The 23,390-nt window shown below is 71.1% G+C and carries 23 protein-coding genes; 10 read left to right on the forward strand and 13 right to left on the reverse strand.

All coding sequences use genetic code 11. The features are described 5' to 3' along the window. Positions 1–44 precede the first annotated feature (44 nt). The 4 genes from ACFE76_RS02890 to ACFE76_RS02905 form a co-directional block, all read right to left on the reverse strand. On the reverse strand, positions 45–500 hold the full coding sequence (locus ACFE76_RS02890; protein ID WP_375430339.1) for an FABP family protein: 456 nt from the start codon (positions 498–500) through the stop codon (positions 45–47). 113 nt (positions 501–613) lie between these two features. Next, the gene (locus tag ACFE76_RS02895; protein ID WP_375430234.1) at positions 614–751 is read right to left on the reverse strand and encodes a hypothetical protein; all 138 of its coding nucleotides are present in this window, start codon (positions 749–751) and stop codon (positions 614–616) included. 310 nt (positions 752–1,061) lie between these two features. Then, on the reverse strand, positions 1,062–1,595 hold the full coding sequence (locus tag ACFE76_RS02900) for a hypothetical protein (RefSeq protein ID WP_375430235.1): 534 nt from the start codon (positions 1,593–1,595) through the stop codon (positions 1,062–1,064). An 87-nt stretch (positions 1,596–1,682) separates the two neighbouring features. Then, positions 1,683–2,153, reverse strand: coding sequence for a GNAT family N-acetyltransferase (locus ACFE76_RS02905; RefSeq protein WP_375430236.1), 471 nt, complete (start codon positions 2,151–2,153; stop codon positions 1,683–1,685). Positions 2,154–2,202: 49 nt separating this feature from the next. Between ACFE76_RS02905 and ACFE76_RS02910 the strand changes: the two genes are divergently transcribed. Then, entirely contained in the window at positions 2,203–3,222 is a 1,020-nt protein-coding gene (locus ACFE76_RS02910; RefSeq protein WP_375430237.1) for a ketopantoate reductase family protein, read from the forward strand. Here the strand turns inward: ACFE76_RS02910 and ACFE76_RS02915 are convergent. Together ACFE76_RS02915 and ACFE76_RS02920 are read right to left on the reverse strand one after the other, a co-directional pair. Further along, complete coding sequence (locus tag ACFE76_RS02915; RefSeq protein WP_375430238.1) at positions 3,219–3,593, reverse strand: DsrE family protein; 375 nt, start codon at positions 3,591–3,593, stop codon at positions 3,219–3,221. The genes ACFE76_RS02910 and ACFE76_RS02915 overlap by 4 nt on opposite strands. A gap of 95 nt (positions 3,594–3,688) precedes the next feature. Next, positions 3,689–4,759 (reverse strand): Gfo/Idh/MocA family protein, encoded by a 1,071-nt coding sequence (locus ACFE76_RS02920; RefSeq protein WP_375430239.1) that lies wholly within the window; start codon positions 4,757–4,759, stop codon positions 3,689–3,691. A gap of 75 nt (positions 4,760–4,834) precedes the next feature. Here ACFE76_RS02920 and sppA point away from each other — a divergent pair, with 75 nt between their 5' ends. Then, positions 4,835–6,472: a signal peptide peptidase SppA gene (gene sppA / locus ACFE76_RS02925; RefSeq protein WP_375430240.1), complete on the forward strand. Its 1,638-nt coding sequence runs from the start codon at positions 4,835–4,837 to the stop codon at positions 6,470–6,472. 15 nt (positions 6,473–6,487) lie between these two features. Here the strand turns inward: sppA and ACFE76_RS02930 are convergent, their stop codons facing one another. After that, positions 6,488–7,567: a fatty acid desaturase family protein gene (locus tag ACFE76_RS02930; protein WP_375430241.1), complete on the reverse strand. Its 1,080-nt coding sequence runs from the start codon at positions 7,565–7,567 to the stop codon at positions 6,488–6,490. Between the two features lie 145 nt (positions 7,568–7,712). On the opposite strand from ACFE76_RS02930, the gene dtd reads away from it, so the two are divergent. Continuing rightward, positions 7,713–8,138 (forward strand): D-aminoacyl-tRNA deacylase, encoded by a 426-nt coding sequence (gene dtd / locus ACFE76_RS02935; RefSeq protein WP_375430242.1) that lies wholly within the window; start codon positions 7,713–7,715, stop codon positions 8,136–8,138. 73 nt (positions 8,139–8,211) lie between these two features. Here dtd and ACFE76_RS02940 read toward each other — a convergent pair whose 3' ends face one another. Both ACFE76_RS02940 and ACFE76_RS02945 read right to left on the reverse strand, forming a co-directional pair. Further along, positions 8,212–8,514: a DUF1416 domain-containing protein gene (locus tag ACFE76_RS02940; protein ID WP_375430243.1), complete on the reverse strand. Its 303-nt coding sequence runs from the start codon at positions 8,512–8,514 to the stop codon at positions 8,212–8,214. Between the two features lie 27 nt (positions 8,515–8,541). Further along, complete coding sequence (locus tag ACFE76_RS02945; RefSeq protein WP_375430244.1) at positions 8,542–9,390, reverse strand: sulfurtransferase; 849 nt, start codon at positions 9,388–9,390, stop codon at positions 8,542–8,544. A 485-nt stretch (positions 9,391–9,875) separates the two neighbouring features. On the opposite strand from ACFE76_RS02945, the gene ACFE76_RS02950 reads away from it, so the two are divergent. Then, positions 9,876–11,999, forward strand: a complete 2,124-nt coding sequence (locus ACFE76_RS02950; protein ID WP_375430245.1) for an SCO7613 C-terminal domain-containing membrane protein — start codon at positions 9,876–9,878, stop codon at positions 11,997–11,999. Positions 12,000–12,011: 12 nt separating this feature from the next. Here ACFE76_RS02950 and ACFE76_RS02955 read toward each other — a convergent pair whose 3' ends face one another. After that, positions 12,012–12,281, reverse strand: coding sequence for a MoaD/ThiS family protein (locus ACFE76_RS02955; RefSeq protein WP_375430246.1), 270 nt, complete (start codon positions 12,279–12,281; stop codon positions 12,012–12,014). A gap of 154 nt (positions 12,282–12,435) precedes the next feature. On the opposite strand from ACFE76_RS02955, the gene ACFE76_RS02960 reads away from it, so the two are divergent. Further along, positions 12,436–13,128 (forward strand): winged-helix domain-containing protein, encoded by a 693-nt coding sequence (locus tag ACFE76_RS02960; RefSeq protein WP_375430247.1) that lies wholly within the window; start codon positions 12,436–12,438, stop codon positions 13,126–13,128. A gap of 15 nt (positions 13,129–13,143) precedes the next feature. Here the strand turns inward: ACFE76_RS02960 and ppk2 are convergent, their stop codons facing one another. The 3 genes from ppk2 to ACFE76_RS02975 form a co-directional block, all read right to left on the reverse strand. Continuing rightward, entirely contained in the window at positions 13,144–14,109 is a 966-nt protein-coding gene (gene ppk2, locus ACFE76_RS02965) for a polyphosphate kinase 2 (protein ID WP_375430248.1), read from the reverse strand. A 91-nt stretch (positions 14,110–14,200) separates the two neighbouring features. Beyond that, complete coding sequence (locus tag ACFE76_RS02970; RefSeq protein WP_375430249.1) at positions 14,201–14,809, reverse strand: hypothetical protein; 609 nt, start codon at positions 14,807–14,809, stop codon at positions 14,201–14,203. A 56-nt stretch (positions 14,810–14,865) separates the two neighbouring features. Beyond that, positions 14,866–16,041 (reverse strand): ATP-binding protein, encoded by a 1,176-nt coding sequence (locus tag ACFE76_RS02975; RefSeq protein WP_375430250.1) that lies wholly within the window; start codon positions 16,039–16,041, stop codon positions 14,866–14,868. Between the two features lie 113 nt (positions 16,042–16,154). On the opposite strand from ACFE76_RS02975, the gene mshD reads away from it, so the two are divergent. From mshD to pstS, 5 genes are all read left to right on the forward strand, one after another. After that, positions 16,155–17,051 carry a mycothiol synthase gene (gene mshD / locus ACFE76_RS02980; RefSeq protein ID WP_375430251.1) on the forward strand — a complete coding sequence of 299 codons (897 nt, stop codon included), beginning with the start codon at positions 16,155–16,157 and terminating at the stop codon, positions 17,049–17,051. A gap of 96 nt (positions 17,052–17,147) precedes the next feature. Continuing rightward, entirely contained in the window at positions 17,148–19,301 is a 2,154-nt protein-coding gene (locus ACFE76_RS02985) for an RNA degradosome polyphosphate kinase (protein WP_375430252.1), read from the forward strand. 90 nt (positions 19,302–19,391) lie between these two features. Continuing rightward, positions 19,392–20,282, forward strand: coding sequence for an NUDIX domain-containing protein (locus ACFE76_RS02990; RefSeq protein WP_375430253.1), 891 nt, complete (start codon positions 19,392–19,394; stop codon positions 20,280–20,282). A 104-nt stretch (positions 20,283–20,386) separates the two neighbouring features. Continuing rightward, entirely contained in the window at positions 20,387–21,814 is a 1,428-nt protein-coding gene (gene phoA / locus ACFE76_RS02995; RefSeq protein WP_375430254.1) for an alkaline phosphatase, read from the forward strand. 322 nt (positions 21,815–22,136) lie between these two features. Continuing rightward, positions 22,137–23,315, forward strand: coding sequence for a phosphate ABC transporter substrate-binding protein PstS (gene pstS, locus ACFE76_RS03000; protein ID WP_375430255.1), 1,179 nt, complete (start codon positions 22,137–22,139; stop codon positions 23,313–23,315). The last annotated feature ends 75 nt before the right edge of the window (positions 23,316–23,390 follow it).

Consider the following 23,390-nt stretch of genomic DNA (forward strand, 5'->3'; position numbering starts at 1 on the left):
AACCTCAGCAAGTACGGGCGGGGCTTTCTTCCCAACGGGCCGGCTCAGGCGCGGATCAGCCGGGCCCAGAGGTGCGACTGCAGCGGCTGGCCGTTCGCGGCCTTGTCGAGGGTCCAGAGCAGCTCGCCGTCGACCTGGCCGTACAAGCGGCGTCCGGCGGCGTAGTCCTCGGCCGAGACCGTACGGACGACCGCGTCGGTGGTCAGGTCGATCTGGGCGCCGGTGACCTTGCCGTACCAGATCTCGGTGTAGCCTTCGGGGTGGGACATGACGACCTCGATCGTGCCGTCAGCCTGCGGACGCCAGAAGCCGGTCTCCATGCTGAGCGGCCGGACAGCCCGGCCGTCGGCGTCGACCTCGAAGGTCTGGGAGAGGTAGTGCAGGTAGTCCCCGCCGTTGTGCGCGAAGTCGACCTGCTGACCGAAGCTGAAGTCGGGGATGCCGGGGTACGTGCCCTTGCCCGACCCCTCCCACCGTCCGATCAGCCACGCGATCGGCATCAGCCGGGGGTGCAGGTCGGAGGAGATCTCGAACGCCACGCGCCCACTCTAGTGGGGGGCGGCCGAGCGACGTGACCCTCAGGTGGGGCCCGCTCGACGAGGGACGGCGTGAATCAGGTCTCGGGCGACAGCAGGCCGCGGCGGTCGAGCTCGTTGTCGGCGGCGTCCCTCATCTCGCGCACCCGGGCGTCGCTGGCGCTTCTGAGGTCTACCGAAAAGTCCTCCAGAGACTTCCACCACAGTTTGGCCACGGTCGATAAGCATGAGCGAGGAGGATGATTGCCGGCGGGCCAGGCTGAGTCGTACGGTCCCCGGTGCTGAAAAACGGCCCGTGCGAGATCCATTCGCTCTGGGCTCCAGACCATGCGCACCGGCGGCACGCTGGTTCGGGTTCGGCTTGGCGATGACGGTAATGGGCGTCCTCGACCTGACCCTCGTGGTCGCCTCGCGGCGGCGCAACCGGCTGGCCCTGGCGACTGACCTCCGCGACCAGGTACCGGAGCCGGGTGACCCCTGAGGGCCAGAAGTCGCCCGCAACGCTCTCCCGCAGCGAGCGGCGACTCAGTTCATCAGGGTGCGGAGGAACTGACGGCGGCTCAGATGCCGGCCGGCTTCGACGGGTGACCAGGTGACGCGGCGGATGAGCTGCACCACTTCCTCGTCCGTGAGGGTCGTGGCGACGAGCTTGTGAAGCCGCGGGAGTGCCCGCGAGCCTGCTCGCCGCGCGAAGTCGAGGGTCGCCGCGTCCCACGCCATCACGGTCAGCGGCCGGAGCTGTGACGGCAGCCACCGCGGCGACCGGTAACCGACCCAGACCCCGACCGCGTCCTCCCAGCGCAGGACGGCCTCCCCGCGCGGCCCGAGCAAGCCGTCCTCCGTCACGAACAGCGCGGGCAGTCGGCGGTCGCGCCAGGCCGGGACCAAGATCGTCGCCGCCACGACAGCCCAAGCGACGGCCTGGAACGCGCTGTGCCACCGGTGGTCGGATCCGGTCAGAGCAAGGACCGCTCCGGCCACAGACAGCACCAGCGGCAGCACGGCCGTGACCGCCTGCCGGCTCAGCGACGTCGGCACGGCTACCTGAATCACGGCCACGATTCCCCTCGACTCGGCCTCAGACGATGCCAGACGGATCGGGGTCGCGCAGCCGAACGAGGCGTCAGGTTCGGCGCAAGAGGGGCATTAGGCGCCGAGGTCGCGCTCGAGCACGGTGCTGAGGGTCACGTACGTACGGCCGCCGGCGACGGGCCAGCTCTCGACCACCGAGCCGACCTCGCGGTAGCCGAGCCGACGGTAGAGGGCCGCCGCCCGCGGGTTGTCGTGCTCGACCCGCAGCCGGGCCCGGGTCCGGCCCTCCCGGCGGGCCCGCTTTTCCAGCGCGGCCACCAGCCGGGTGCCGAGACCGAGGGACTGCAGGTGCTCGTGCACGCTCAGCATGCTCAGCACCCCGACGTCCGGCCCGGAGCGGAAGTCCACCGCCCCGACCGCGACCAGCCGCCCGTTGGCGAGGGCGATGACCAGGACGGCGACCTCGCCGGCGTAGCCCGCCTGCAGCGCCTCGGCCAGTGCCCGCTGGTGCTCGACGCCGCCGGACCAGTCGAGCTCGCCGAAGTCGGTCGGCTCCAGGTCGCGCACCGTCAGCCGAAGTCTCACGCACGCAAGCCTGCCTCACGGGCCACCCGACCTTGGCTACCGTGGCGCCATGACCCGTTATGTCGTGATCGGGGCGGGAGCCATCGGCGGAGCGCTCGGCGGTCGGTTGACCCACGCCGGCCGCGAGACCGTCCTCGTCGCCCGGGGCGATCACCTGCGGGCGCTGCAGCAGTCGGGACTGCGGCTGCGCAGCCCCAGCGGCGACCTGACCATCCCCGTGACCGCCGTCGGCGGACCGGACGAGCTCGAGCTGCGGCCCGACGACGTCCTGGTGGTCGCCACCAAGACCCAACAGGCCGAGGCCGCACTGGTCACCTGGGCCGACGCCCCGGTCGACGGGGCTACCGCCGGTGAGCGACTGCCCGTCCTGCTGGCCCTGAACGGCGTGGCCAGCGAGACCATGGCGCTGCGCTACTTCCGCCGGGTCTACGGGGTCTGCGTCTGGATGCCGTCGGTGCACCTCGAGCCCGGCGAGGTCATCCTGCGTGCCAGCGGTCCGTCGGGGATGCTGCACCTCGGCCGGGTCCCGGCGCAGCTCGACGACACCGACCGACGGCTGCTCGACCAGGTGGCGGCCGACTGGACCGCCGCCGACTACGACGTGCCGCGGCCGGACGACGTGATGGCGTGGAAGTACCGCAAGCTGCTCAGCAACCTCGGCAACATCTTTCAGGCGCTGGTGCACACCAACGGCGACCCCGCTCCCCTGGTCGCGCGCGCCGGGGCCGAGGCGCGGACGGTGCTGGACCGCGCGGGGATCGCGTACGTGGACGACGAGGAAGAGCGCGCCGCCCGCTCGGCGGGCTTCACCATGACCGCGGTGCCGGGCGTGCCGTCCGACGTCGGCGGCTCGACCTGGCAGTCGCTGCAGCGCGGCACCGGCAACGTCGAGACCGACTACCTGAACGGCGAGATCGCGCTGATCGCGCACCGGACCGGCCAAGAGGCCCCGATCAACGCATCGCTGGCCATTCTCGCGCGACAGGCCGCGCGGACCGGTGTGGCGCCCGGCGACCTCAGCGCCGACGAGCTCGCGCAGCGGCTGGGTATCGCGCTCTCGTCGGATTAGTAGACGAGCGCCTGGACGCCGTCGGCCAGTACGGCTTCGACGAAGCTGGCCGCGCCGGCGATCGTCGCCCCGACCACCAGGTCGTCGACGGTGAGGTCGCGGCGAGCGGCGCACTGAGTGCAGAGCACGATCCGTCCGCCCTCGGCGACGGTCGCGACCAGGTCGGCCACTGGCGTCGCGTGCGGCAGGTCGAGCACGGGTGCCCGGTCGGGGACGGCGAACCAGACCCCCTCCCCGGTCAGCCAGACCGTGACGTCCGCGCCCGCGGCCACCGCCAGGGCGGCGACCGTCCAGGCCTGGTTAGCCCGTTCCGCCGCCTCGGCGCCGCAGGTCAGCTTCACCACCAGGCTCCGGAGCCCTCCGTCGGTCATGGTCGCAGTGTGTCAGGCGGCCCGGCCCAAGATTGAGTGGAGTTGAGCCGCGACTACCCGGCACAACTCTTCACGATCTTGCCGGGCGCCCCGGATCAACCGCGCAACGGCACCGGTTCGGGCCGCTCGACCGTCGTCGTCAGGTCTACGACGAGATGTTCGACGCTGGAACGGCTCACCGCGTCCATGATCTCGAGCACGTGCAGCGCCAGATCACCGGACGCCCGGTGCGGCCGGCCGGTCGCCATCGCCTCGGCCAGGTCGGCCAACCCGACTCCCCGGCCAGCGCCGACGTAGCCGGCGGACGGCGGCACCGGCTGCCACTCACCGGTGGTGGGCGTCCAGAGCTCGACGGTGCCGTCGAAGGTGTTCGGGTCAGGCACGGCGAGGGTGCCGGCGGTGCCGTACACCTCGAAGAGCGGCCGCCGACTGGCCCAGACGTCGAAGGAGAGGCTCACCGTCGACGTCACCCCGCCCCGGTGCTCCAGCACGGCCTGCATCGAGGTGTCGGTCTGCACCGGCACCGGCGCACCCGCCTGCGGGCCGGACGCGACGCTCCGGGGCCGGGTGGAGCGACGACTCGTCCCGCTGACCCGCTCGACCGGGCCGAGCAGGGTCACCAGCGCCGTCAGGTAGTACGGGCCCATGTCGAGCAGCGGGCCGCCGCCGGGTGCGTAGTAGAAGTACGGCGCCGGGTGCCACGCCTCGTGACCGGGCGAGCTCCAGGCCACGGCCGCCGCGTGCGGCTCGCCGACCGTTCCCGCGTCCAGCAGCTGCCGGGCGGTCTGGAGTCCCGTACCGAGCACGGTGTCGGGCGCGCTGCCGATCCGCAGCCCGCGCTCGCGGGCGAGCTGCACCATGCCGGTGGCGTCGGCGACCGAGAGCCCGAGCGGCTTCTCGGCGTACAGGTGACGGCCGGCCTCGAGCGCCGCCGTACCGACCGCGACGTGCGCCGCCGGGATCGTCAGGTTGAGCACCACGTCCACGTCAGCCGATCCCAAGAGCTCAGACACGGTCCGGGCCGCGACCTGGTGCTCGGCGGCGACCTGACGGGTCCGCTCGGCGTCCAGGTCGGCGACGGCCACCAGCTGCAGCTCCGGCAGCCGCGCCAAGGCCGCGAAGTACTGCGCGCTGATCTGTCCGACTCCCACCACACCGACCCGCATCGGGCTCCCTCCCTGGACCTCGACGCAGCCTATTGGTCCGCGCAGACGCTGGTCCGGCGCGCCTACGGTGGAAGCATGCCTGCCCTACCTGGCCACCGTTCGCCGCTGCTGCTGGAGCTGGACCTCACCGAGCTGCCCGTCGAGCCCGACTCGGCCGACCCGCTCGCCCGGCTCCGGGTGCGCGGCCGCCGTCAGCTGCGTCCGACCCTGCGTGCGCTGTACGAAGCCGCGGACGATCCGCGGGTCGTCGGCCTGGTCGCCCGTGTCGGTGGCGCCTTGGCCTGGGCGGCGATGCAGGAGCTGCGGCTGGGGGTGCTCGCCTTCGCCGAGAGCGGCAAGCCAACGGTGGCGTGGGCGGAGAGCTTCGGCGAGAGCGGGGACACCGCGGCGTACGTCCTGGCGACGGCGTTCGACCAGATCTGGCTGCAGCCGGGAGGCGGGGTCGGGTTGCTCGGCGTGGCGACCGAGACCACCTTCCTGCGCGGCGCGCTGGACCGGCTGGGCGTCCAGCCGGAGTTCGAGCAGCGCCGCGAGTACAAGAACGCCGTCAACACCTTCACCCGCACCGCCTACACCGACGCGCACCGGGAGGCGCTGGAAGCCTTGACCGCCTCGGTCTTCGCCGAGGCGGTGGAACAGATCGCCGCCGGCCGCAGGATCGACCCCGATCGGGTCCGCGAGCTGGTCGACACCGGGCCGCGGACGGCGCCCGAAGCCGAGAGCAGCGGGCTGGTGGACCAGCTCGGCTATCGCGACCAGGTGCACGCCGCGCTCCGGTCGCGCGTGGGCGAGGACGCGGAGCTGCTGTTCGCCGACCGCTGGACCCCGTCCCGGAGGCCGAAGCTGCCGCGGCCCCGTCGTGGTCGGGTCGCGCTGGTGCAGGCGCGCGGCACGATCGTGGGCGGTCGCAGCCGTCGCGGCGCCATGGGCCGCCAGCTCGGGAGCGACTCGGTCAGCGCCGAGCTGCGGGCCGCCCTCGCCGATGACCACGTCCGCGCGGTCGTGCTGCACGTCGACTCCCCCGGCGGTTCGGCGGTCGCGTCGGAGAGCATCTGGCGCGAGGTCAGCCGGGTCTCCGACTCCGGCCGTCCCGTCGTGGTGTCCATGGGGGCCCTAGCGGCGTCCGGCGGCTACTACATCGCCGCCCCGGCTGACGTCATCGTCGCGCTGCCCTCGACGCTCACCGGCTCGATCGGGGTCTTCGGCGGCAAGCTGGTGGTGTCGGACCTGCTGGAACGGTTCGGCCTGACCACCGACGCGGTGCAGCAGGGCGACCGGTCGCGGATGTTCTCCTCGCGGCGACCCTTCGGCGACGAGGAGCGCGCACGCTTCGCGGCCACGGTGGACGCGATCTACGACGACTTCGTGGCCAAGGTCGCCGCCGGCCGGGGACGCAGTGTCGCCGAGATCGACGAGGTCGCCCGCGGCCGCGTCTGGACCGGCCGGGACGCGCTGGCCGTCGGGCTGGTGGATGAGCTGGGCGGACTGCGGGACGCCGTGCGGATCGCCCGTACCCGGGCCGATCTGCCCGACGACGCTCCCGTCGTACCGGCGCTGAACGTACCGCCGCTCGCCCGGCTGGGTCGACCACGCAACAGCGACGACCCGCGAGCCCAGGCCGGGCTGGCCTGGCCGGGTCTGGCCGAGCTGACCGCCGCCCTCGGGCTGCCGGTCGGCGCCGAGCTGCGGATGCCGGGGCTCGAGCTCCGCTGACCGGCTAGCCCCGGCTCAGCGCAGCTGGGCGACCATCGGGCAGACGAAGGTCTTGTTGCGCGCACCCAGGCCCACCTCGTTGAGGTAGCGCAGCACCTGGCCGTAGGACTCCAGCAGCGTCGTCTCGGTGTAGGTGATCCGGTGCTCGTCGCAGTAGCGACGGACCAGCTCACGCGCCTGCCGCAGGTTCGGCCGAGCCATGCCCGGGAACAGGTGATGCTCGACCTGCAGGTCGAGGCCGCCCATCAGGAAGCGGACGACCGGGCCGCCGGTGATGTTGCGCGACGTCAGCACCTGACGGCGCAGGAAGTCGATCTTGACCTCGCGCGGTACCAGCGACATCCCGATGTGGTTGGGCGCAAAGGCGCCGCCGAGGAGAAACCCGAAGACCCCGACCTGGACGCCGACGAAGGCGAACGCGAGTCCGGGCGGCAGCAGCCAGAAGATCACGGCAAGGTAGCCGACGAAACGGACGGTCAGAAAGGTCAGCTCGACGCCGCGGTGGCGGACGGGACGCCGGCTCAGCAGGTGCCGGACCGACGACACGTGCAGGCTGAGCCCTTCGAGGGTCAGCAGCGGCAGGAAGAACCAGCCCTGCCGCTGGACGAGCCAGCGGCCAACGCCGCGACGGGCGTGCGACGCCTCGTCGCTGAAGGCCACAGCGCCGCTACGGATGTCCGGGTCGGCGTCGAGCTTGTTCGGGTTGCCGTGGTGGCGACTGTGCTTGTTCATCCACCAGCCGTGGCTGATCCCGGCGAAAAAGGCCGACAGCACGCGGCCGCTCCAGTCGTTCCAGCTGGCGGAGCGGAAGATCTGGCGGTGGGACGCCTCGTGGCCGAGGAAGCCGAGCTGGGCGAGGATCAGGCCGAGTACGGCCGCGAGGACGAGCTGCAGCCAGCTGTCGCCCAGCAGCACGACGCCGGTGAAGACCGAGCCGAGGGCGACCGCTGCCCCGGCGAACCGCGACCAGTAGTAGCCGTAGCGGCGGCGCATCAAGCCCGCGTCCTTGACCTGGCGCAGCAGGTCGCTGAAGCCGTTCAGGTGAGCCGCGGGACGCGGCAAGCTGGCGGGCAGGACAAGAGCGTCGACAGCCATAACTGGTCCCCGATCGGTCGTGGTCGGCGCTGCACCGGCGGGACAGCTACGTGATGTGTGCCGCTACCGTACCCGCTCGGGCCATGGCGAATCAGGGAACGACAGTGCGAGACTGCCCGACCGAGGTGAACGAAAGGGATGTGGAGTGCGACTGGTGCTGCAACGGGTGCTCGCGGCCCGCGTCGAGGTGGCGGGCGACGTCGTCGGCGAGATCGACCGGCCGGGGCTGCTGGTGCTGATCGGGGTCACCCACGACGACACCGTGGCCGACGCCGCCCGGCTGGCCGAGAAGGCCTGGACGCTCCGGATCCTCGCCGACGAGCAGTCCTGCGCCCAGCTCGGCGCTCCCCTGCTGGTGGTCAGCCAGTTCACGCTCTACGCCGACACCCGTAAGGGCCGGCGACCCTCGTGGAGCGCCGCCGCGCCCCGGCCGGTGAGCGAACCGCTCGTCCAGGCCTTCGTGGACGCCCTCCGCACCCTGGGCGCTGAGGTCGCGACCGGCGTCTTCGGCGCCGACATGGCCGTCTCCCTGACCAACGACGGCCCGGTGACCCTCATCCTCGACAGCTGATCAGCCGAGCTGTCAGAACTGAGCTGCCCCAGAGGGCAACTCAGCTCTGACAAGTTCGGGGGAAACCGAGGGGTCAGGCGGCTTCGAGCTCGAGCTCGACGTCGGCGACGCTGCCGCGAGCGGCGCGGACGACTCGGTCCAGCCTGGCGCCGGGCGCGAGGGTGCGCAGCGTCCAGTTGCCGTCACCGGCGAAGAACCGGAAGTGTCCGGTCGCCGAGGTGGGGACCTCGGCGGTGAACTCGCCGGTGGCGTCCAGCAGCCGGACGTAGGCTCCGGAGACCGGCGTCCCGGAGCGCAGCACCCGACCCTGGATGACGGCTTCCTTGGTGGTGTCGATCCCGGCAACGCTCAAGCCGCCCGTGGTGGCTCCGCACATGGTGTCTCCTCGTGTCCGCAGGGGGGGTCAGACCTGGCCGGGCTCGTCGCCAACGGCCACGGGGACGCCGACCAGGGAGCCGTACTCGGTCCAGGAGCCGTCGTAGTTCTTGACCTTGCTCTGGCCGAGCAGCTCCTGCAGCACGAACCAGGTGTGTGCGCTGCGCTCGCCGATCCGGCAGTAGGCGATGATCTCGCCGTCCCAGTTGACGCCGGCGTCGGTGTAGATCTTCTTCAGCTCGTCGTCGGACCGGAAGGTCCCGTCGTCGTTGGCCGCCTTGCTCCACGGCACGTTCACCGCGGTCGGGACGTGGCCGCCGCGCTGCGACTGCTCCTGCGGCAGGTGGGCCGGGGCCAGCAGCCGGCCGGCGTACTCGTCGGGGCTGCGGACGTCGACCAGGCTCTTGGACCCGATCGCGGCCACGACCTCGTCGCGGAACGCGCGGATCTCGGTTTTGGGCTCGGCGGCGGTGTAGCTGGTCGCCGGTCGGGTGACCTTCTCGCTGCTCAGCTCGCGCGCGTCCAGCTCCCACTTCTTGCGGCCGCCGTCCAGCAGCCGGACGTCGGTGTGGCCGTAGAGCTTGAAGTACCAGTACGCGTACGCGGCGAACCAGTTGTTGTTGCCGCCGTAGAGCACGACGGTGTCGTCGGTGGCGATGCCGCGCTCGGACAGCAGCGCCTCAAACTGGGTCTTGTCGACGAAGTCGCGGCGGACCGGGTCCTGCAGGTCGGCCTTCCAGTCGAGCTTGACCGCGCCGGCGATGTGGCCGCCGTCGTAGGCGGTGGTGTCCTCGTCCACCTCGACCAGGACCACTCCGTCGTCACTGCCGTGTGCGGCGACCCAGTCGGCGTCGACGAGAACCTCTGACCTGCTCATGTACGAATCACTCCTGTGCGATAGATGGTCTGCTGACGCTGAGAGCCGCCGGGCGCGCCACGGCGAGCCGTCCGGGGCGGGAGGTGGGACGCCGTACGGCCAGGGAGCCGGTACGGGCGGCGAGAACGCCCTACCTAGAAGAAGACCGACACAAGGAAGACCGCATGCGGCCGTGGTCGACGGCGCGGCGGCGGGTGAGCGACAGAGCCCACACCCTGGTGGTGGTCATGACGCCCAGGTTACGACGGCCCCCCCGCGACCCGCCAGATCGTCTCAACCAGTGAGCAGAGCATCCACATGTTGGACTGACCGCGAGTGCGGAGCCCGGATACCCGAATTCCACCCGAGGGTGGACGGGCGGCATCCCGTAGGCGGACGTGCTCGCGGCGCTCAGCCGACAGCCTGGAGACATGATGTCGCGCGCTGACCACCTCACTGCCGGACCGCTCCGACCCTTCCCGCCGGCTGGACCTACGACCACTCCCGTGGCGAGCAGGAATGCGCCGGCGGGCGCGCTGGGCTGCCCGTCCTGCGGAGCCGCGCTGCCGACCGGGGCGTACGCCTGCACGAGCTGCGGCCTCGGCTTGGTCGGCCCGGCGGCCGCTGAGCTGTGGCGCATCGACCAGCAGCTGGTCACACTCCACCGTCGCCGGCACGAACTGATCGACTGGCTGCGCCGGCAGCCGCCGTCCGCGCCCCCGCCGCCCGGGCCGGCCGGCCCGACGGGGGCGGCGCGACCGTCCTGGAGCGGCCAGCAGGTGCTCCTGGCCGCCGGCGCGCTGCTGGTCCTGACGGCCGCCGCGGTCTTCCTGGCCGTCGCCTGGTCGACGATCGGGGTCGGCGGACAGGTGGCGGCGATGGCCGTGCTCACCGCGACTGCTGGTGGGGTGAGCCTTCGCTTGGCCCGCGGTCGGCTCACCTCGACCGCCGAGGCCCTCGGGGCGGTGGCGGTCGGGATGGGCGCGGTCGACCTGCTCGCGGCCCACAGCCTTGACCTCGCCGGACTCGGATCCGTCGACGAGCTCTGGTACGTCATGGCGGCCGCCGGCCTGCTCGCCCTCGGCTGCGCCGGAGTCTCCCGGGCCGCTCCGCGCCTGGTCTGCTTCCCGCTGGCCAGCGCCCTGGCCGCCGCGGCGGTCCCGCTGCTGGCCGTCGCTGCCGCTGAGCCGACGGGCGTGATCACCGCGCTCGCCTTCGTGCTCGCGGCTTCGGCGACCGCGCTGGCCGCCGAACGGTTGCCCCTGAGACGCCCGGTCCAGGTGGTGCTGGTGGTCGCCGCGAACGGCTATCTGGTCGGTGGTTGGGTCGCGGCCGATGTGACGGTGCTCGACCGCCCGCTCCTCGGCGCCGGGGGAGTGGCCGCTCTGGTCTCGCTGGCCGGCTGCGCAGCGGCCGGCTGGTGGTCGGGCGCCGCACGGGGCACACGTTCGAGCCGGCGGTCCGTCCGCGACGGCACCGCCCTGCTGACCGCCGCCATGGTCGCGGCCGTGGTCACGATCGACACCGCGGTGGGGTCAGCCGACCCCTCTGCCCTGGCCACCGCCCTGGTGGCGACGGTCGCCCCGGCCGCGGCCGCCGGCCTGTCTCTTCGCACCCCCACAGGGCCGACAGCTCGCGACGGGATGACGCGCCCGACCCGTACGGCGGTCCTCGGCCTGCACCTGCTCGCGGGTACAGAGCTGCTGCTGGCGGGCGGCCGCTATCTCGAGGACTGGCCCCTCGTCCGATCGCCGCTCAGCTGGAGCTTGGCTGCCGCGCTGCTGGTCACGGCGCTGGCCGCTGGCCTGCTCGCCTGCCGCGCCGGGACGTACCGCTGGCTCGTTGCCGGATACGCCGCCCTGCTCGTCCTGGGCGCTGGCGTCGTGGGGGCCGCCCCCTCGGGCGTGGTCTGGACGTCCGCCGTCCTCGCAGCCCTCGCGGTTCTCGCCGGCGGACTCGCGGCCTGGCGACACGGTCAGCGCCTCGAGACGCTCTTCGGAACGACCTGGGTGGTGGCGACAGCCGGGGCCCTCGCCGCCGCGTCGTCGTCGACGGCTCCCGCACTTCCGGTCGCGGTGATCTTGGCTGCCGCCGGGTTGACGGCCTCGGCCTACGCCCTGCTCCCCCAGCGTGGGCACCTCGCCGTCCTCGCATCGCTGCTGTGCTCCGCCGCGGTCTGGACGCTGCTCCTCGACGCCGAGGTGCACACCGTCGAGGCCTACTCGCTGCCGCTGGCCGGGCTGCTCGGGGTGGTCGGGCTGGTCCGGCTGCACCGGGAACCGTCAGCCCCCTCGTGGCTGACGGTGGGTCCGGCGCTCGCCGTCGGGCTGCTGCCCTCCGCAGTGGCCAGCGTGTCGGACCCCGAGGTGCTCCGGCCGCTGCTGGTGCTCGCCGCCGGCGCCGCCGTACTGCTGCTCGGGGTCAGTCGGCGCTGGCAGGCTCCGCTGGTGATCGGTTCGCTCGCCCTGGCCGTGGTCGCGGTGTCCCAGCTGGCGCCCTGGGCGGTCGGACTGCCCCGCTGGCTGTCCTTCGGCACGGTCGGGCTGGTGCTGCTGGTGCTCGGCGCCCGCTACGAGGAGCGACGCCGCAACGCCCGCCGGGCCGTCGACTGGGTGGCCGCCCTGCGCTGACGCCGAACCCCGCTATCCGGCGCCGCCGTCGGCGCCGCCGGCGAAGGGCGGCAGCACCTCCACCCGCGCTGGCCCGCTGAGGGGGCGATCGAGTTCGGCATCGTGGGCGGCTGTCCCGTCGACCAGCACGCTGCTGGCGGCGAGGACGCGGCGGAAGTGCTCGCCACGGGTCGCGGCCACCTCGGCGAGGGCGTCGCGGACCGTGGACGCCTCGACCGTCTCGGTCGCCGTACCTGCGGCGGCTCTCGCGCCAGCCCAGAAGTGAACGTGCACACGCGACATTGCAGTAGTGTCTACCGTGCAGCGTGGCTACGGCCACCCGGCTGGAGTACCTCGGCGGGCTTCGACTACCAGCACCTCCGGACGTCCGGAGCGTTCAGGAACACCGGATCCGACCGATCAAGCATCGACCCGACCCCCTTCGAGGAGGCCCGAGATGGCGACCCTGCTGCTGCTCACCAACGACATGCACACCTCGTCGGAGATCTTGCCGGCGCTGGAGCTGCTGCCGCACCAGATCAAGGTCGCCCAGGCCGAGGCCACGGCCCTGCTGGACGCTCCGGCCGCCGACGTGATCCTGCTGGACGCCCGCCGCGACCTCGTCGGGGCCCGTTCGCTCTGCCGGCTGATCGAGACCACCGGCAAGGAGTCCCCGCTGCTGGTCATCGTCAGCGAGGGCGGCTTGGCTGCGCTCTCCTCCGACTGGGGCTTCGACGACCTGCTGCTCGCCACCGCCGGTCCGGCCGAGGTCGACGTCCGGCTGCGACTGGCGATGACGCCCTCGGTCAGCTCGACGACCGACCCGCTGATCCAGACCGGCAACATCATCATCGACGAGGCCGGCTACTCCGCCAAGCTCAACGGGGCTCAGCTCGACCTGACCTACACCGAGTTCGAGCTGTTGAAGTACCTGGCCCAGCACCCCGGCCGGGTGTTCAGCCGCCAGCAGCTGCTCAGCGACGTCTGGGGCTACGACTACTACGGGGGCACCCGGACCGTCGACGTGCACGTCCGTCGGCTGCGCGCCAAGCTCGGGCCCGAGTACGAGTCGGTGATCGGCACCGTGCGCAACGTCGGCTACCGCTTCGTCGCACCGGCCGACGAGAGCTCGCGCGTCACCTCGTCCTGACGCTCCGCGGCCGGGTCAGGCTGAGGAGCTGCTGACCAGGTCGGACACGTCCGCCGTGTGCCGCTCGCCGATCTCGTAGACCTCGGAGGCCCGGCCGACGATCAGCGGGTCGGGGACGCCGACGACGTCAGCGTCCTTGCCCTCGTAGTCCACCCGGTAGAGCACGTACCGCATCGCCTCGAGCCGGGCGCGCTTCTTGTCGTTGCTCTTGACCACCGTCCAGGGCGCGGTGTCGGTGTCGGTGTGGGTGAACATGTCCTCCTTCGCCGCGGTGTACGCGTCCCACTTGTCCAGCGAGGCGAGGTCCATCGGCGAGAGCTTCCACTGCCGGACCGGGTCGATCTGACGGATCAGGAAGCGGGTGCTCTGCTCGCTCTTGGAGACCGAGAACCAGAACTTGACCAGGTCGAAGCCCTCCTCGACCAGCAGCTCCTCGAAGTTGGGGGCCTGCCGCAGGAACTGGACGTACTCGGCGTCGGAGCAGAAGCCCATCACCCGCTCGACCCCGGCGCGGGTGTACCAGGAGCGGTCGAAGAGCGCCATCTCCCCGCGGGCGGGCAGCCGGGCGATGTAGCGCTGGAAGTACCACTGCCGCGACTCGTAGTCGGTGGGCTTCTCCAGCGCCACGACGTGGGCGTTACGCGGGTTGAGGTGCTCGGTGAAGCGTTTGATCGTGCCGCCCTTGCCGGCGGCGTCGCGGCCCTCAAAGGCCAGCACCTGCCGGCGGCCGGTGGCCTTGATCCAGCGCTGCATCTTCAGCAGCTCAATCTGGAGCAGCCGCTTCTCGCCCTCGTAGGTCGCTGTGTCGAGCCGTTCGTCGTAGGGATAGCCCTCGCGCCAGGTGTCGATGATCGTGCCGTCGACGGACCGCAGGATGGGATCGTCGTCGTCGAGCTCCTCGACCGTGAAGTCGTCCGCGCCGTACCGCTCCTTCAACCACACGAGCTGCGAACGCAGGTCGGTGCCACCCGTCTGAGCCATGTCTCTAGTTCTAACGCCTCCGGTGGACCAGAGGGTGACTGCCCGGTAAACGCCGGGTGACCGACACGGTCGGCCAACGAGGGGTCGGCGGTCAGCCGCGCGGGGAGTCGCGTTCGACGATGGCTGCGGCGGCCTGCTGCCGGGCACGTTCACGGGCGAACAGCCGGCGTAGGTGCATCGGTACGGTCCCGGGCGGGCCGTCCGGGCGGACGTACTGGACCGCGCCCAACACCTGGCCGGCGAGCACAAGCAGCAGCGCGACCGCCAGCAGGGTGGCGGCCGTCGCCGTCCAGCCGGCGGTCCGGCTACCCGCGATGCAGGCGTAGAGCGCCGCCAGCGCGACCAGGTAGGAGGCCACGTGCAGCCACCACGACACCGGAGCCAACGGCGCGGGCGGGGTGCTGCGCTGTCCCCGCCACCAGGCCATGGCCTGCCGCCAGGCCACCAGCTGGACGACGCAGATGCCGAGCATCAGCACGGCGCAGACCAGGGCAAAGACCGCCCAACCCACCCCGGTCGCCTCGGTGGTGAACCGCGGAAAGCTGGCCACCGCCACCGCCGAGACCACCACGGCGAGCCCGGCTGCGACCGTACCCGTCTGGGTCAGCCGCAGGTGCGGGGTCATCCGGGCGGCGACGGCCGGTTGTTCGCCCGCCCCGTACGTCCCGATCTGGTCGGCCGGGTACTCCTCGTCGCGCATGCCGTCCAATCTACGACGGCCGCTCCATTGTGCGGGGCAGCCGATCCAGGTGCGCGCTAAGCGGCAGGCTGGCGCTGGATGAAGCTCGCCATGTCAGGAACGGTGAAGGCAACGATGCCGTGCTCGGGGGCGAACACCAGGCCCTTTGCGATAAGGCTGGCCCTCACCGGGCCCAAGCTGGTGACCCGCCGCTGCAGGCGTTCTGCAATCGCGCCAGAAGAGCTGCCATTGTCACCGTCTGCGGCCATCGCACGGAGGTAGCGCTGTTCACTGCGCGTCGCCCGATCCCAGCGGGCACGAAAGAAGCCGGCGTCGAGCGCAGCTCGACCTCTCTCGACTCCTACCCTGGCGTCAGCCAGTTGGATCGGTGAACTCGTGGCCACGTCCCACGAATCCTTGCCCAATTGCTGAAGAAAGTACGGATAGCCCGAGGCTTGTTGGACGACAAGCGCCACCGCAGGCTCGGTCCAGCCCACCGACTCGTCTGCGGCAGGTCTCACTATCGCCTCACGAGCCAGCGCATCGTCAAGGTGCTCGACCCGTTCGAAGCTGAAGAGCCGCTCTGAGTAGGACTTCGCCTCTGCGAGAACCCGCGGGAGGCTCGGCAATCCAGCGAGGGCGATCACCAGGCTCCAGCTCTCCTGACCGGCCAGATGGGCGATCGAGCACAGAGCGGTCAGCTCGGCGCCGGAGAGGTCCTGCGCTTCATCAATGAGGATGGCGAGACCGGTACCCTGCTCCTGCCCGGCCGCCGAGACGTCCTTCAGCAGCTTCGCCAGATCCGTTTCCAAGAATCCCGTGTCCGCGCCACCGCCGGCCGCCTCGGTGAGGTCGATGCCGAAGTTCCAGGTACCCGCGAGATCGTAGGACGCCTTGAAGCTGAGCGCCGTCCGGAGCCCCTGAAGGAGCCGTCGCCCCGCCGACGGGCGGGCCAAGTCGGCGAGGGGCCCGTGCAGGGACTCGCCGAGCATCTCCCGCAACGACTTGCCAGCACCGGCTTCGGCTTTGGCTACGATCCAGCGCCGCGCGCTAGCCAGGGCGGCGAAGTCGGAGAGCAGCACCGTCTTGCCGACGCCACGCAACCCGTACAGCACCACTGGCTGAGCACCGCGGCCCCGTTCGATCCGCTCGAGGGCCACCTTCCAGCTACCTCGCTCGTGGTCACGGCCCACCAGTGCGGCCGGCGGCCGGCCCGCCCCAGGGGAGTACGGGTTAGTGACTGGGTTCATCATCAACCTCTAGCGAGTTATTGGTGCTTGTAGGAAAACGCTACATGCGCAGATAGTTTCCTACACTTGTACGTGCGGCCGGCGCCGCCGCGCTCGTCGGGGTCTAGGGTCGGCGGATGAACGCCGTCCGTACGCAGGCCCTGATCGATCTTGACCCTGCTCAGATGGTCGCGGTCCGGGCCCTGCTCGACCGGGCGGCGGTCACCGACGGCGTGAACGCGGTCAACGAAGCGGGGCTGCTTCACCTCTCCCACCCGGCGGACAGGGTCCAGCACGTGCTGGAGCTGCCGGCGGACGGACCAGCCGACGGCCCGCTCCGCGGCTACGCCCAGCTCGAGGTGGGAGCCGAGGCCAGTACGGGCCAGCTGGTCGTCGAGCCTGACCAGCGGCGCCGGCACGTCGGGCTCACCCTGCTACGTCGGCTGGTCGAGCTGGCGCCCGGTCCGCTGCACGTCTGGGCGTTCGGCGACCTCCCGGCGGCCCAGGCCCTGGCCGCCGCCGAGGGCTGGCGGTCCGTACGGCAGCTGCTGCGGATGACCCGTCCGTTGCTCGAGCCGCCGCCAGGGCCCGCCCTGCCCGATGGCGTCACCGTACGGACGTTCGTCCCCGGCCAGGACGAGGCGGCGTGGCTGGCCGTCAACGCGCGGGCGTTCGCCTCCCACCCGGAACAGGGCGCGATCACCGCCGACGATCTGGCCCAGCTGATGGCCCAGCCGTGGTTCGACCCGGCCGGCTTCCTGCTGGCCGAGCGTGACGGCCGGCTGGTCGGCAGCCACTGGACCAAGCGCCACTCGGCCAGCCTGGGCGAGGTGTACGTGCTCGGCGTCGACCCGGACGCCGGCGGTCGCGGGCTCGGCAAGGCGCTGCTCGACCTCGGCCTGCGGCACCTGCAGGAGGTCGGCGTGAGCGAGGTCGAGCTCTACGTCGAGGGTGAGCACGAGCGGGCGGTCGCGCTGTACACGGGGCGTGGCTTCACCACGGCTAACCGTGATGTGATGTACGCCCGACCGTGAGCGCGCGGCTTCGGACGCGGGGGCCCACCGGGACGTACCAGTCCCGGCTCCTCGTGGACCGGACCGCGCCGCCTCACGATGAGATCAGGAGCTCGGATGGAAGCAGTCGACGTGGTCACCCTCGTGTCGAGGGGACCCGCGAACGGGCTCGCCGCTGCCGACGGGCCGCCACCACCTGAGCCGTACCTGCCGCAGGACCGGTTCGCCGACCGCGAGCTGTCCTGGCTGGCCTTCAACAACCGGGTGCTCGACCTGGCCAAGGACGCCCAGCGCGTCCCGTTGCTGGAGCGGGCCAAGTTCCTGGCCATCTTCGCCAGCAACCTGGACGAGTTCTTCATGGTCCGGGTCGCGGGCCTGAAGCGCCGCATCGCCGCGGGCGTGGCCGTCCCCACCGTCAGCGGCATGATGCCGCGCGACGTGCACGCGGCGATCCTGAACCGCACCCGCGAGCTGGTCGCCGAACAGGCCCGCGTCTTCACCGAGGTGGTGCGGCCGGAGATGGCTGCTGCCGGGATCGAGATCCTGCGCTGGGAACAGCTCACCGCCGAGGAACGTAGCCGGATGGACGAGCTCTTCGCCGAGCGGATCTTCCCCGTCCTCACCCCGCTGGCCGTCGACCCGTCCCACCCCTTCCCCTACATCTCTGGGCTGTCGATCAACCTGGCCGTCCTGGTCAAGAACCCCGAGACCGGCGCCCGGCAGTTCGCCCGGGTCAAGGTGCCGAGCGTGCTGTCGCGCTTCCTGCCGCTGTCGGAGGGCCGCTACGTCGCCCTCGAGGACGTGATCGCCCAACACCTGGACCAGCTCTTCTCCGGCATGCAGGTGGTGCAGCACCACACGTTCCGGGTGACCCGCAACGAGGACGTCGAGGTCGAGGAGGACGACGCCGAGAACCTGCTGCTGGCGCTGGAGAAGGAGCTGCTGCGCCGCAAGGTGGGTCGGCCGCCCGTCCGGCTCGAGGTCGAGGACGACATCGACCCGAAGATGCTCGAGCTGCTGGTCGGTGAGCTGGACATCGCCGAGAAGGAGGTCTTCCGGGTCCCCGGACCGCTGGACCTGCGCGGGCTGTTCGCGCTCACCGACATCGACCGGGCCGAGCTCAAGTACCCGGCGTTCCTGCCCTCCACGCACCCGCACCTGTCGGAGGTGGAGACGGCCAAGCCGGCGGACATGTTCGCCGCCCTCAAGCAGCGTGACGTGCTGCTGCACCACCCGTACGACTCCTTCGCCACCAGCGTCCAGCGCTTCATCGAGCAGGCCGCCGACGACCCGCAGGTGCTGGCGATCAAGCAGACCCTCTACCGCACCTCCGGCGACTCCCCCATCGTGGACGCGCTGATCGAGGCGGCCGAGGCCGGTAAGCAGGTGCTGGCCCTGGTCGAGATCAAGGCCCGCTTCGACGAGCAGGCCAACATCGCCTGGGCCCGGCGGCTCGAGCGGCACGGCTGTCACGTCGTGTACGGGCTGGTCGGGCTCAAGACCCACTGCAAGCTGTCGATGGTGGTCCGCGACGAGCCCGAGGGGCTGCGCCGCTACGTCCACATCGGCACCGGCAACTACAACCCCAAGACGGCCCGGACGTATGAGGACATGGGCCTGCTGACCGCCAACCCGATCATCACCGAGGACGTCGGACGGCTCTTCAACCACCTCTCCGGGATGAGTCAGGAGACCTCGTACAAGCGGATGCTGGTCGCCCCGCACGGCATCCGGACCGGCCTGCTGGCCCGGATCGAGGCCGAGATCGACCACCACCGCGCCGGCCGGCCCGCCGGGATCCGGATCAAGGTCAACTCCCTGGTCGACGAGGCGATCTCCGACGCGCTCTACCGCGCGTCACAGGCCGGCGTGCCGGTCGACCTCTGGGTGCGTGGCATCTGCACCATCCGTCCCGGCGTCCCCGGGCTGAGCGAGAACATCCGGGTCCGCAGCATCCTCGGCCGCTTCTTGGAGCACAGCCGGCTGTTCTGGTTCGCCAACGGCGGCAACCCCAGCGTCGGGATCGGCTCGGCCGACCTGATGCACCGCAACCTGGACCGGCGGGTGGAGGTGCTCGCCTCGATCACCAACCCGGCGCACGTCGAGGAGATCGGCGGCCTGTTCGACATCGCCTTCGACAAGCAGACCGCTTCCTGGAAGCTGCAGCCCGACGGCGGCTGGACCCAGTTCACCGTGGGCCAGGACGACCAGCCCCTGCTGGACATGCAGGAGCACCTGATCGGCGTCAAGAGCAGGCGTCGAGCGAAGTGAGCGGGTTGACGTCGAGCGAAGTGAGCGGAATGACGCGCGCCAAGTGAACGAGTCTCGGGGTGGGACATGCTGAGGGAGCGGGTGCGGCCGGTGTCGAGCAAGGTACGGCCGGTGCTGGCCGCCGGTGCGGTGGTCACCCGTGAGCACCCCACCCGCGGGACGGAGGTGGTGCTCGTGCACCGCGAGCGCTACGACGACTGGAGCCTGCCGAAGGGCAAGCTGGACGCCGGGGAGTCGCTGCCCGCGTGTGCGGTGCGCGAGGTGCTGGAGGAGACCGGGGTGACCATCCGGCTGGGCCTGCCGCTGGACCAGGTCACCTACGAGACGGCCAAGACCGGGCCCAAGCGGGTGGACTACTGGGCCGGCTCGGTGGTCTCGGTCGAGCGCCGGGTGCCCGACGCCGAGGTGGACGAGGTGTCCTGGCTGCCGCTGCAGGCGGCGCTCAGCCGGCTCGACTTCGAGCACGACCGCTTCCTGGTCCGCCAGCTGATGGAGCAGCCGGTGACCACCCCGCTGGTCATCCTGCGGCACGCGAAGGCGATGGACCGCAAGGACTGGTCGCGCAAGGACCCGGCCCGTCCGATCAACTCCCGCGGCCGGCGCCAGGCGCGGCTGCTGATCCCGATGCTCGCCGCGTACGGGGTGCAGCGACTGGTCTCGTCCAGCTCGGCCCGCTGCGTCAGCACGGTGATGCCGTACGCGCACAGCCGCGAGCTGCACGTCGAGACGTACGGACAGCTGACTGAGGAAGTAGGCAGCGACGACGCCCGCGGCGTGGCCCGGCTGCTGGCCCGGATCCGCGAGCAGACGGTCACCGACCAGGTGCCGACGGCGATCTGCGTGCACCGCCCCGTCCTGCCGCACGTCCTCGAAGCCCTGGAGATGGCACCGAACGCGCTGGTCACGGGTGAGTTCTTGGTGGCCCACCTGACCGGCGACGGTGAGGTCCACGCGTTGGAACGGCACCGCCCCCAGGCCTGAGCTTTCCCTCGCTCGTCACCGGTACGCCGTCTGGCGTTCATCCGCGCGGGTTTCGATGCCTGCGTCCCCGCACGAGGCGGGGGTGAACAACGAACGGGGCTCAAATGAAGTTTCCTCCCACCTCTGCTGCTCGGACGGCCGTGGCCGTGCTGGCCGTCGGCGGTCTGACCTTCTCCGCCGGCTTCGCGTACGCGGGCTACGGCGGTTCTGACCTCACCGTGAACGGCGGAGCGACGCGCAACCACGGGGACCAGTCGGCCAAGGTCAAGCGCGCCATCGACAAGGGCCACGCCAAGAACGTCATCCTGCTGATCGGGGACGGCATGGGCGACTCCGAGATCACCTCGGCCCGCAACTACCGCTTCGGCGCCGACGGCCGCTTCCCCGGCATCGACGCCCTGCCGCTGACCGGTCAGTACACGACCTTCTCCCTCGACGAGGAGACCAAGCTGCCCGACTACGTGACCGACTCCGCGGCCAGCGGCTCGGGCTGGGCGACCGGCACCAAGACCTACAACGGCGCCATCTCCGTCGACGTGAACGGCAAGTCCCAGGCCACCCTGCTGGAGCTGGCCAAGGCGAAGGGCCTCAAGACCGGCAACATCACCACCTCCGAGATCCAGGACGCCACTCCGGCCGTCGAGGCGTCGCACGTCTCGGACCGTAGCTGCTACGGCCCGGTGGAGACCGCGGCCAAGTGCCCGGAGGCGAGCATCGAGAACGGCGGACCCGGCTCGATCACCGAGCAGATCCTGAACACCCGAGCCGACATCACGATGGGCGGCGGGTCCAAGACCTTCGCCCAGACCGCGACCGCGGGCAAGTACCAGGGCCTGACGCTCGCCGCTCAGGCCGACGCGCAGGGCTACCAGGTGATCACCGACAGCGCTGGCCTGGACAAGCTGAAGAAGGCGAACCAGACCAAGCCGGTCCTCGGGCTCTTCGCCTCCGGCAACCTGCCCGTCCAGTGGGCCGGCCCGGCCGCCACCCCGACCGGGGCGACCGCGGAGCCGGTGCGCTGCACCACCAACCCGGACCTGCCCAAGACCCAACCCGACCTGGCCGACATGACCACGACCTCGATCGACCTGCTGAAGAACAAGAAGGGCTTCTTCCTCCAGGTCGAGGGTGCGAGCATCGACAAGCAGGACCACGCCGCGAACGCCTGCGGCCAGATCGGTGAGGTGGTCGCCTTCGACCAGGCGGTCAAGGTGGCGCTCGACTTTGCCAAGGCCGACGGCAACACCTCGGTCTTCGTCACCGCCGACCACGGGCACACCAGCCAGATCGTCGAGACCGGGACCAACACCCCGGGCCTGACCACCACGCTGCTCACCCACGACGGCGCCCCGATGACCATCGCCTACGGCACAGCGCCTGCCGGCAGCTCCCAGGAGCACACCGGGACGCAGGTGCGGATCGCGGGCTACGGCCCCAAGGCCGCCAACGTGGTCGGGCTGACCGACCAGACCGACCTGCACTTCACGATCGCCTCCGCGCTCCGACTGCCTGACGCGCTGCCGGGTAGCTGAAGCATTCCCTCGTCGAACGGTCCTCCCGGGTGCTCCCGGGGGGATCGTTCGCGTTGTGGGTGGATCGGGTACGCCGGCGGAAACAGGGCCGCAACCCCTTCGAGGCCCTCGACGTGCTCGGGGCGCGTTGGGCCGGCCTCAGCTCTGGCCCGGTTGGTGGGAGTGGAATCGTTCATCTCCCGTTCACCTTGCGCGGCCCGTCCGGACAACTGACCCGCGTACGTTCCCGCCATCGGGAGGGGTGACCCTGCCGCGTCCCGGCGATGTGGTATCACCGGGGACCTCATCAGGGGCTCGACCCCTCTCGTCTGTAAGGACACGCATGACCCTGCACCAGGCTTCCGCGAAGCCGTACCTGACCTCGCGGGTCGTCAAGCTTGCGGCCGTGCTCGCCCTCGGCACGCTGAGCCTCGCCGCCTGCGGCTCCGACCCGGTCGCGCCCACCAGCTCCGCCGCCCCCGGCGGCTCCACCTCCTCCTCCGGCGGCTCCACGAGCGCCTCCGGCCTCGCCTGCCCGGCCGGCTCGCTGGCCGCTGAGGGCTCGAGCGCCCAGAACGACGCCATCACCGAGACCATCGCCAGCTACAACGCCGAGTGCGGCGACAAGGCCACGATCGAGTACAACCCGACCGGTTCCGGTGCGGGCATCAAGTCCTTCTACAACGGCCTGGTCGACTTCGCCGGCTCCGACTCCGCGCTGAAGACCGAGGAGAAGGACGGCGTCGTCGAGTCCGAGAAGGCCGAGGAGCGATGCGAGGGCAACCCGGCGTGGAACCTCCCGATGGTCGTCGGCCCGATCGCGTTCGCCTACAACGTGGACGGCGTGGACAAGCTGACGCTGAACGCCGAGGTGCTGGCCGAGATCTTCAACGGCACCATCAAGACCTGGAACGACCCGAAGATCGCCAAGCTGAACGACGGGGTCACCCTGCCGAGCGACCCGATCACGGTCTTCTTCCGCTCGGACGAGTCGGGCACCACCGAGAACGCCACCAAGTACCTGCAGGCCGCCGGCAACGGCGCCTGGAAGGACGAGCCGGCCAAGGCCTGGACCGGCACCGGCGAGGGCAAGAACAAGTCCGCCGGCGTGGCCGAGGGCGTCACCGGCACCAAGAACTCCATCTCCTACATGGAGTGGAGCTACGCCAAGACCAACAACCTCAAGATCGCCCAGCTCGACGGCGGCAAGGGTGCGGTCGAGCTGACGGGTGAGTCCGTGGGCAAGGCCGTCGACGAGGCCGAGATCAAGGGCTCGGGCAACGACCTCAGCCTGAGCCTGAAGTACACGGGCAACGCCGAGGGCGCCTACCCGGCGCTCCTGGTCACCTACGAGATCGTCTGCAGCAAGGGACTGGCCGCCGACAAGACGGCCATCGTCAAGGACTTCCTCGGCTACTTCGCCTCCGACACGGCCCAGCAGAGCCTGGAGGACCTCGGCTACGCGCCGCTGCCCACCACGCTGCTGACCAAGGTCAAGGCGTCGGTCGACGCCATCTCCTGATCGCCCGACACTAGTTACTCCACGGCTCCCTCCCCGCCCGCCGAACCGGGCGGGGAGGGACCACGTTCGGGACAT

Source organism: uncultured Friedmanniella sp., assembly GCF_964244005.1.
Taxonomy (GTDB): Bacteria; Actinomycetota; Actinomycetes; order Propionibacteriales; family Propionibacteriaceae; genus Microlunatus.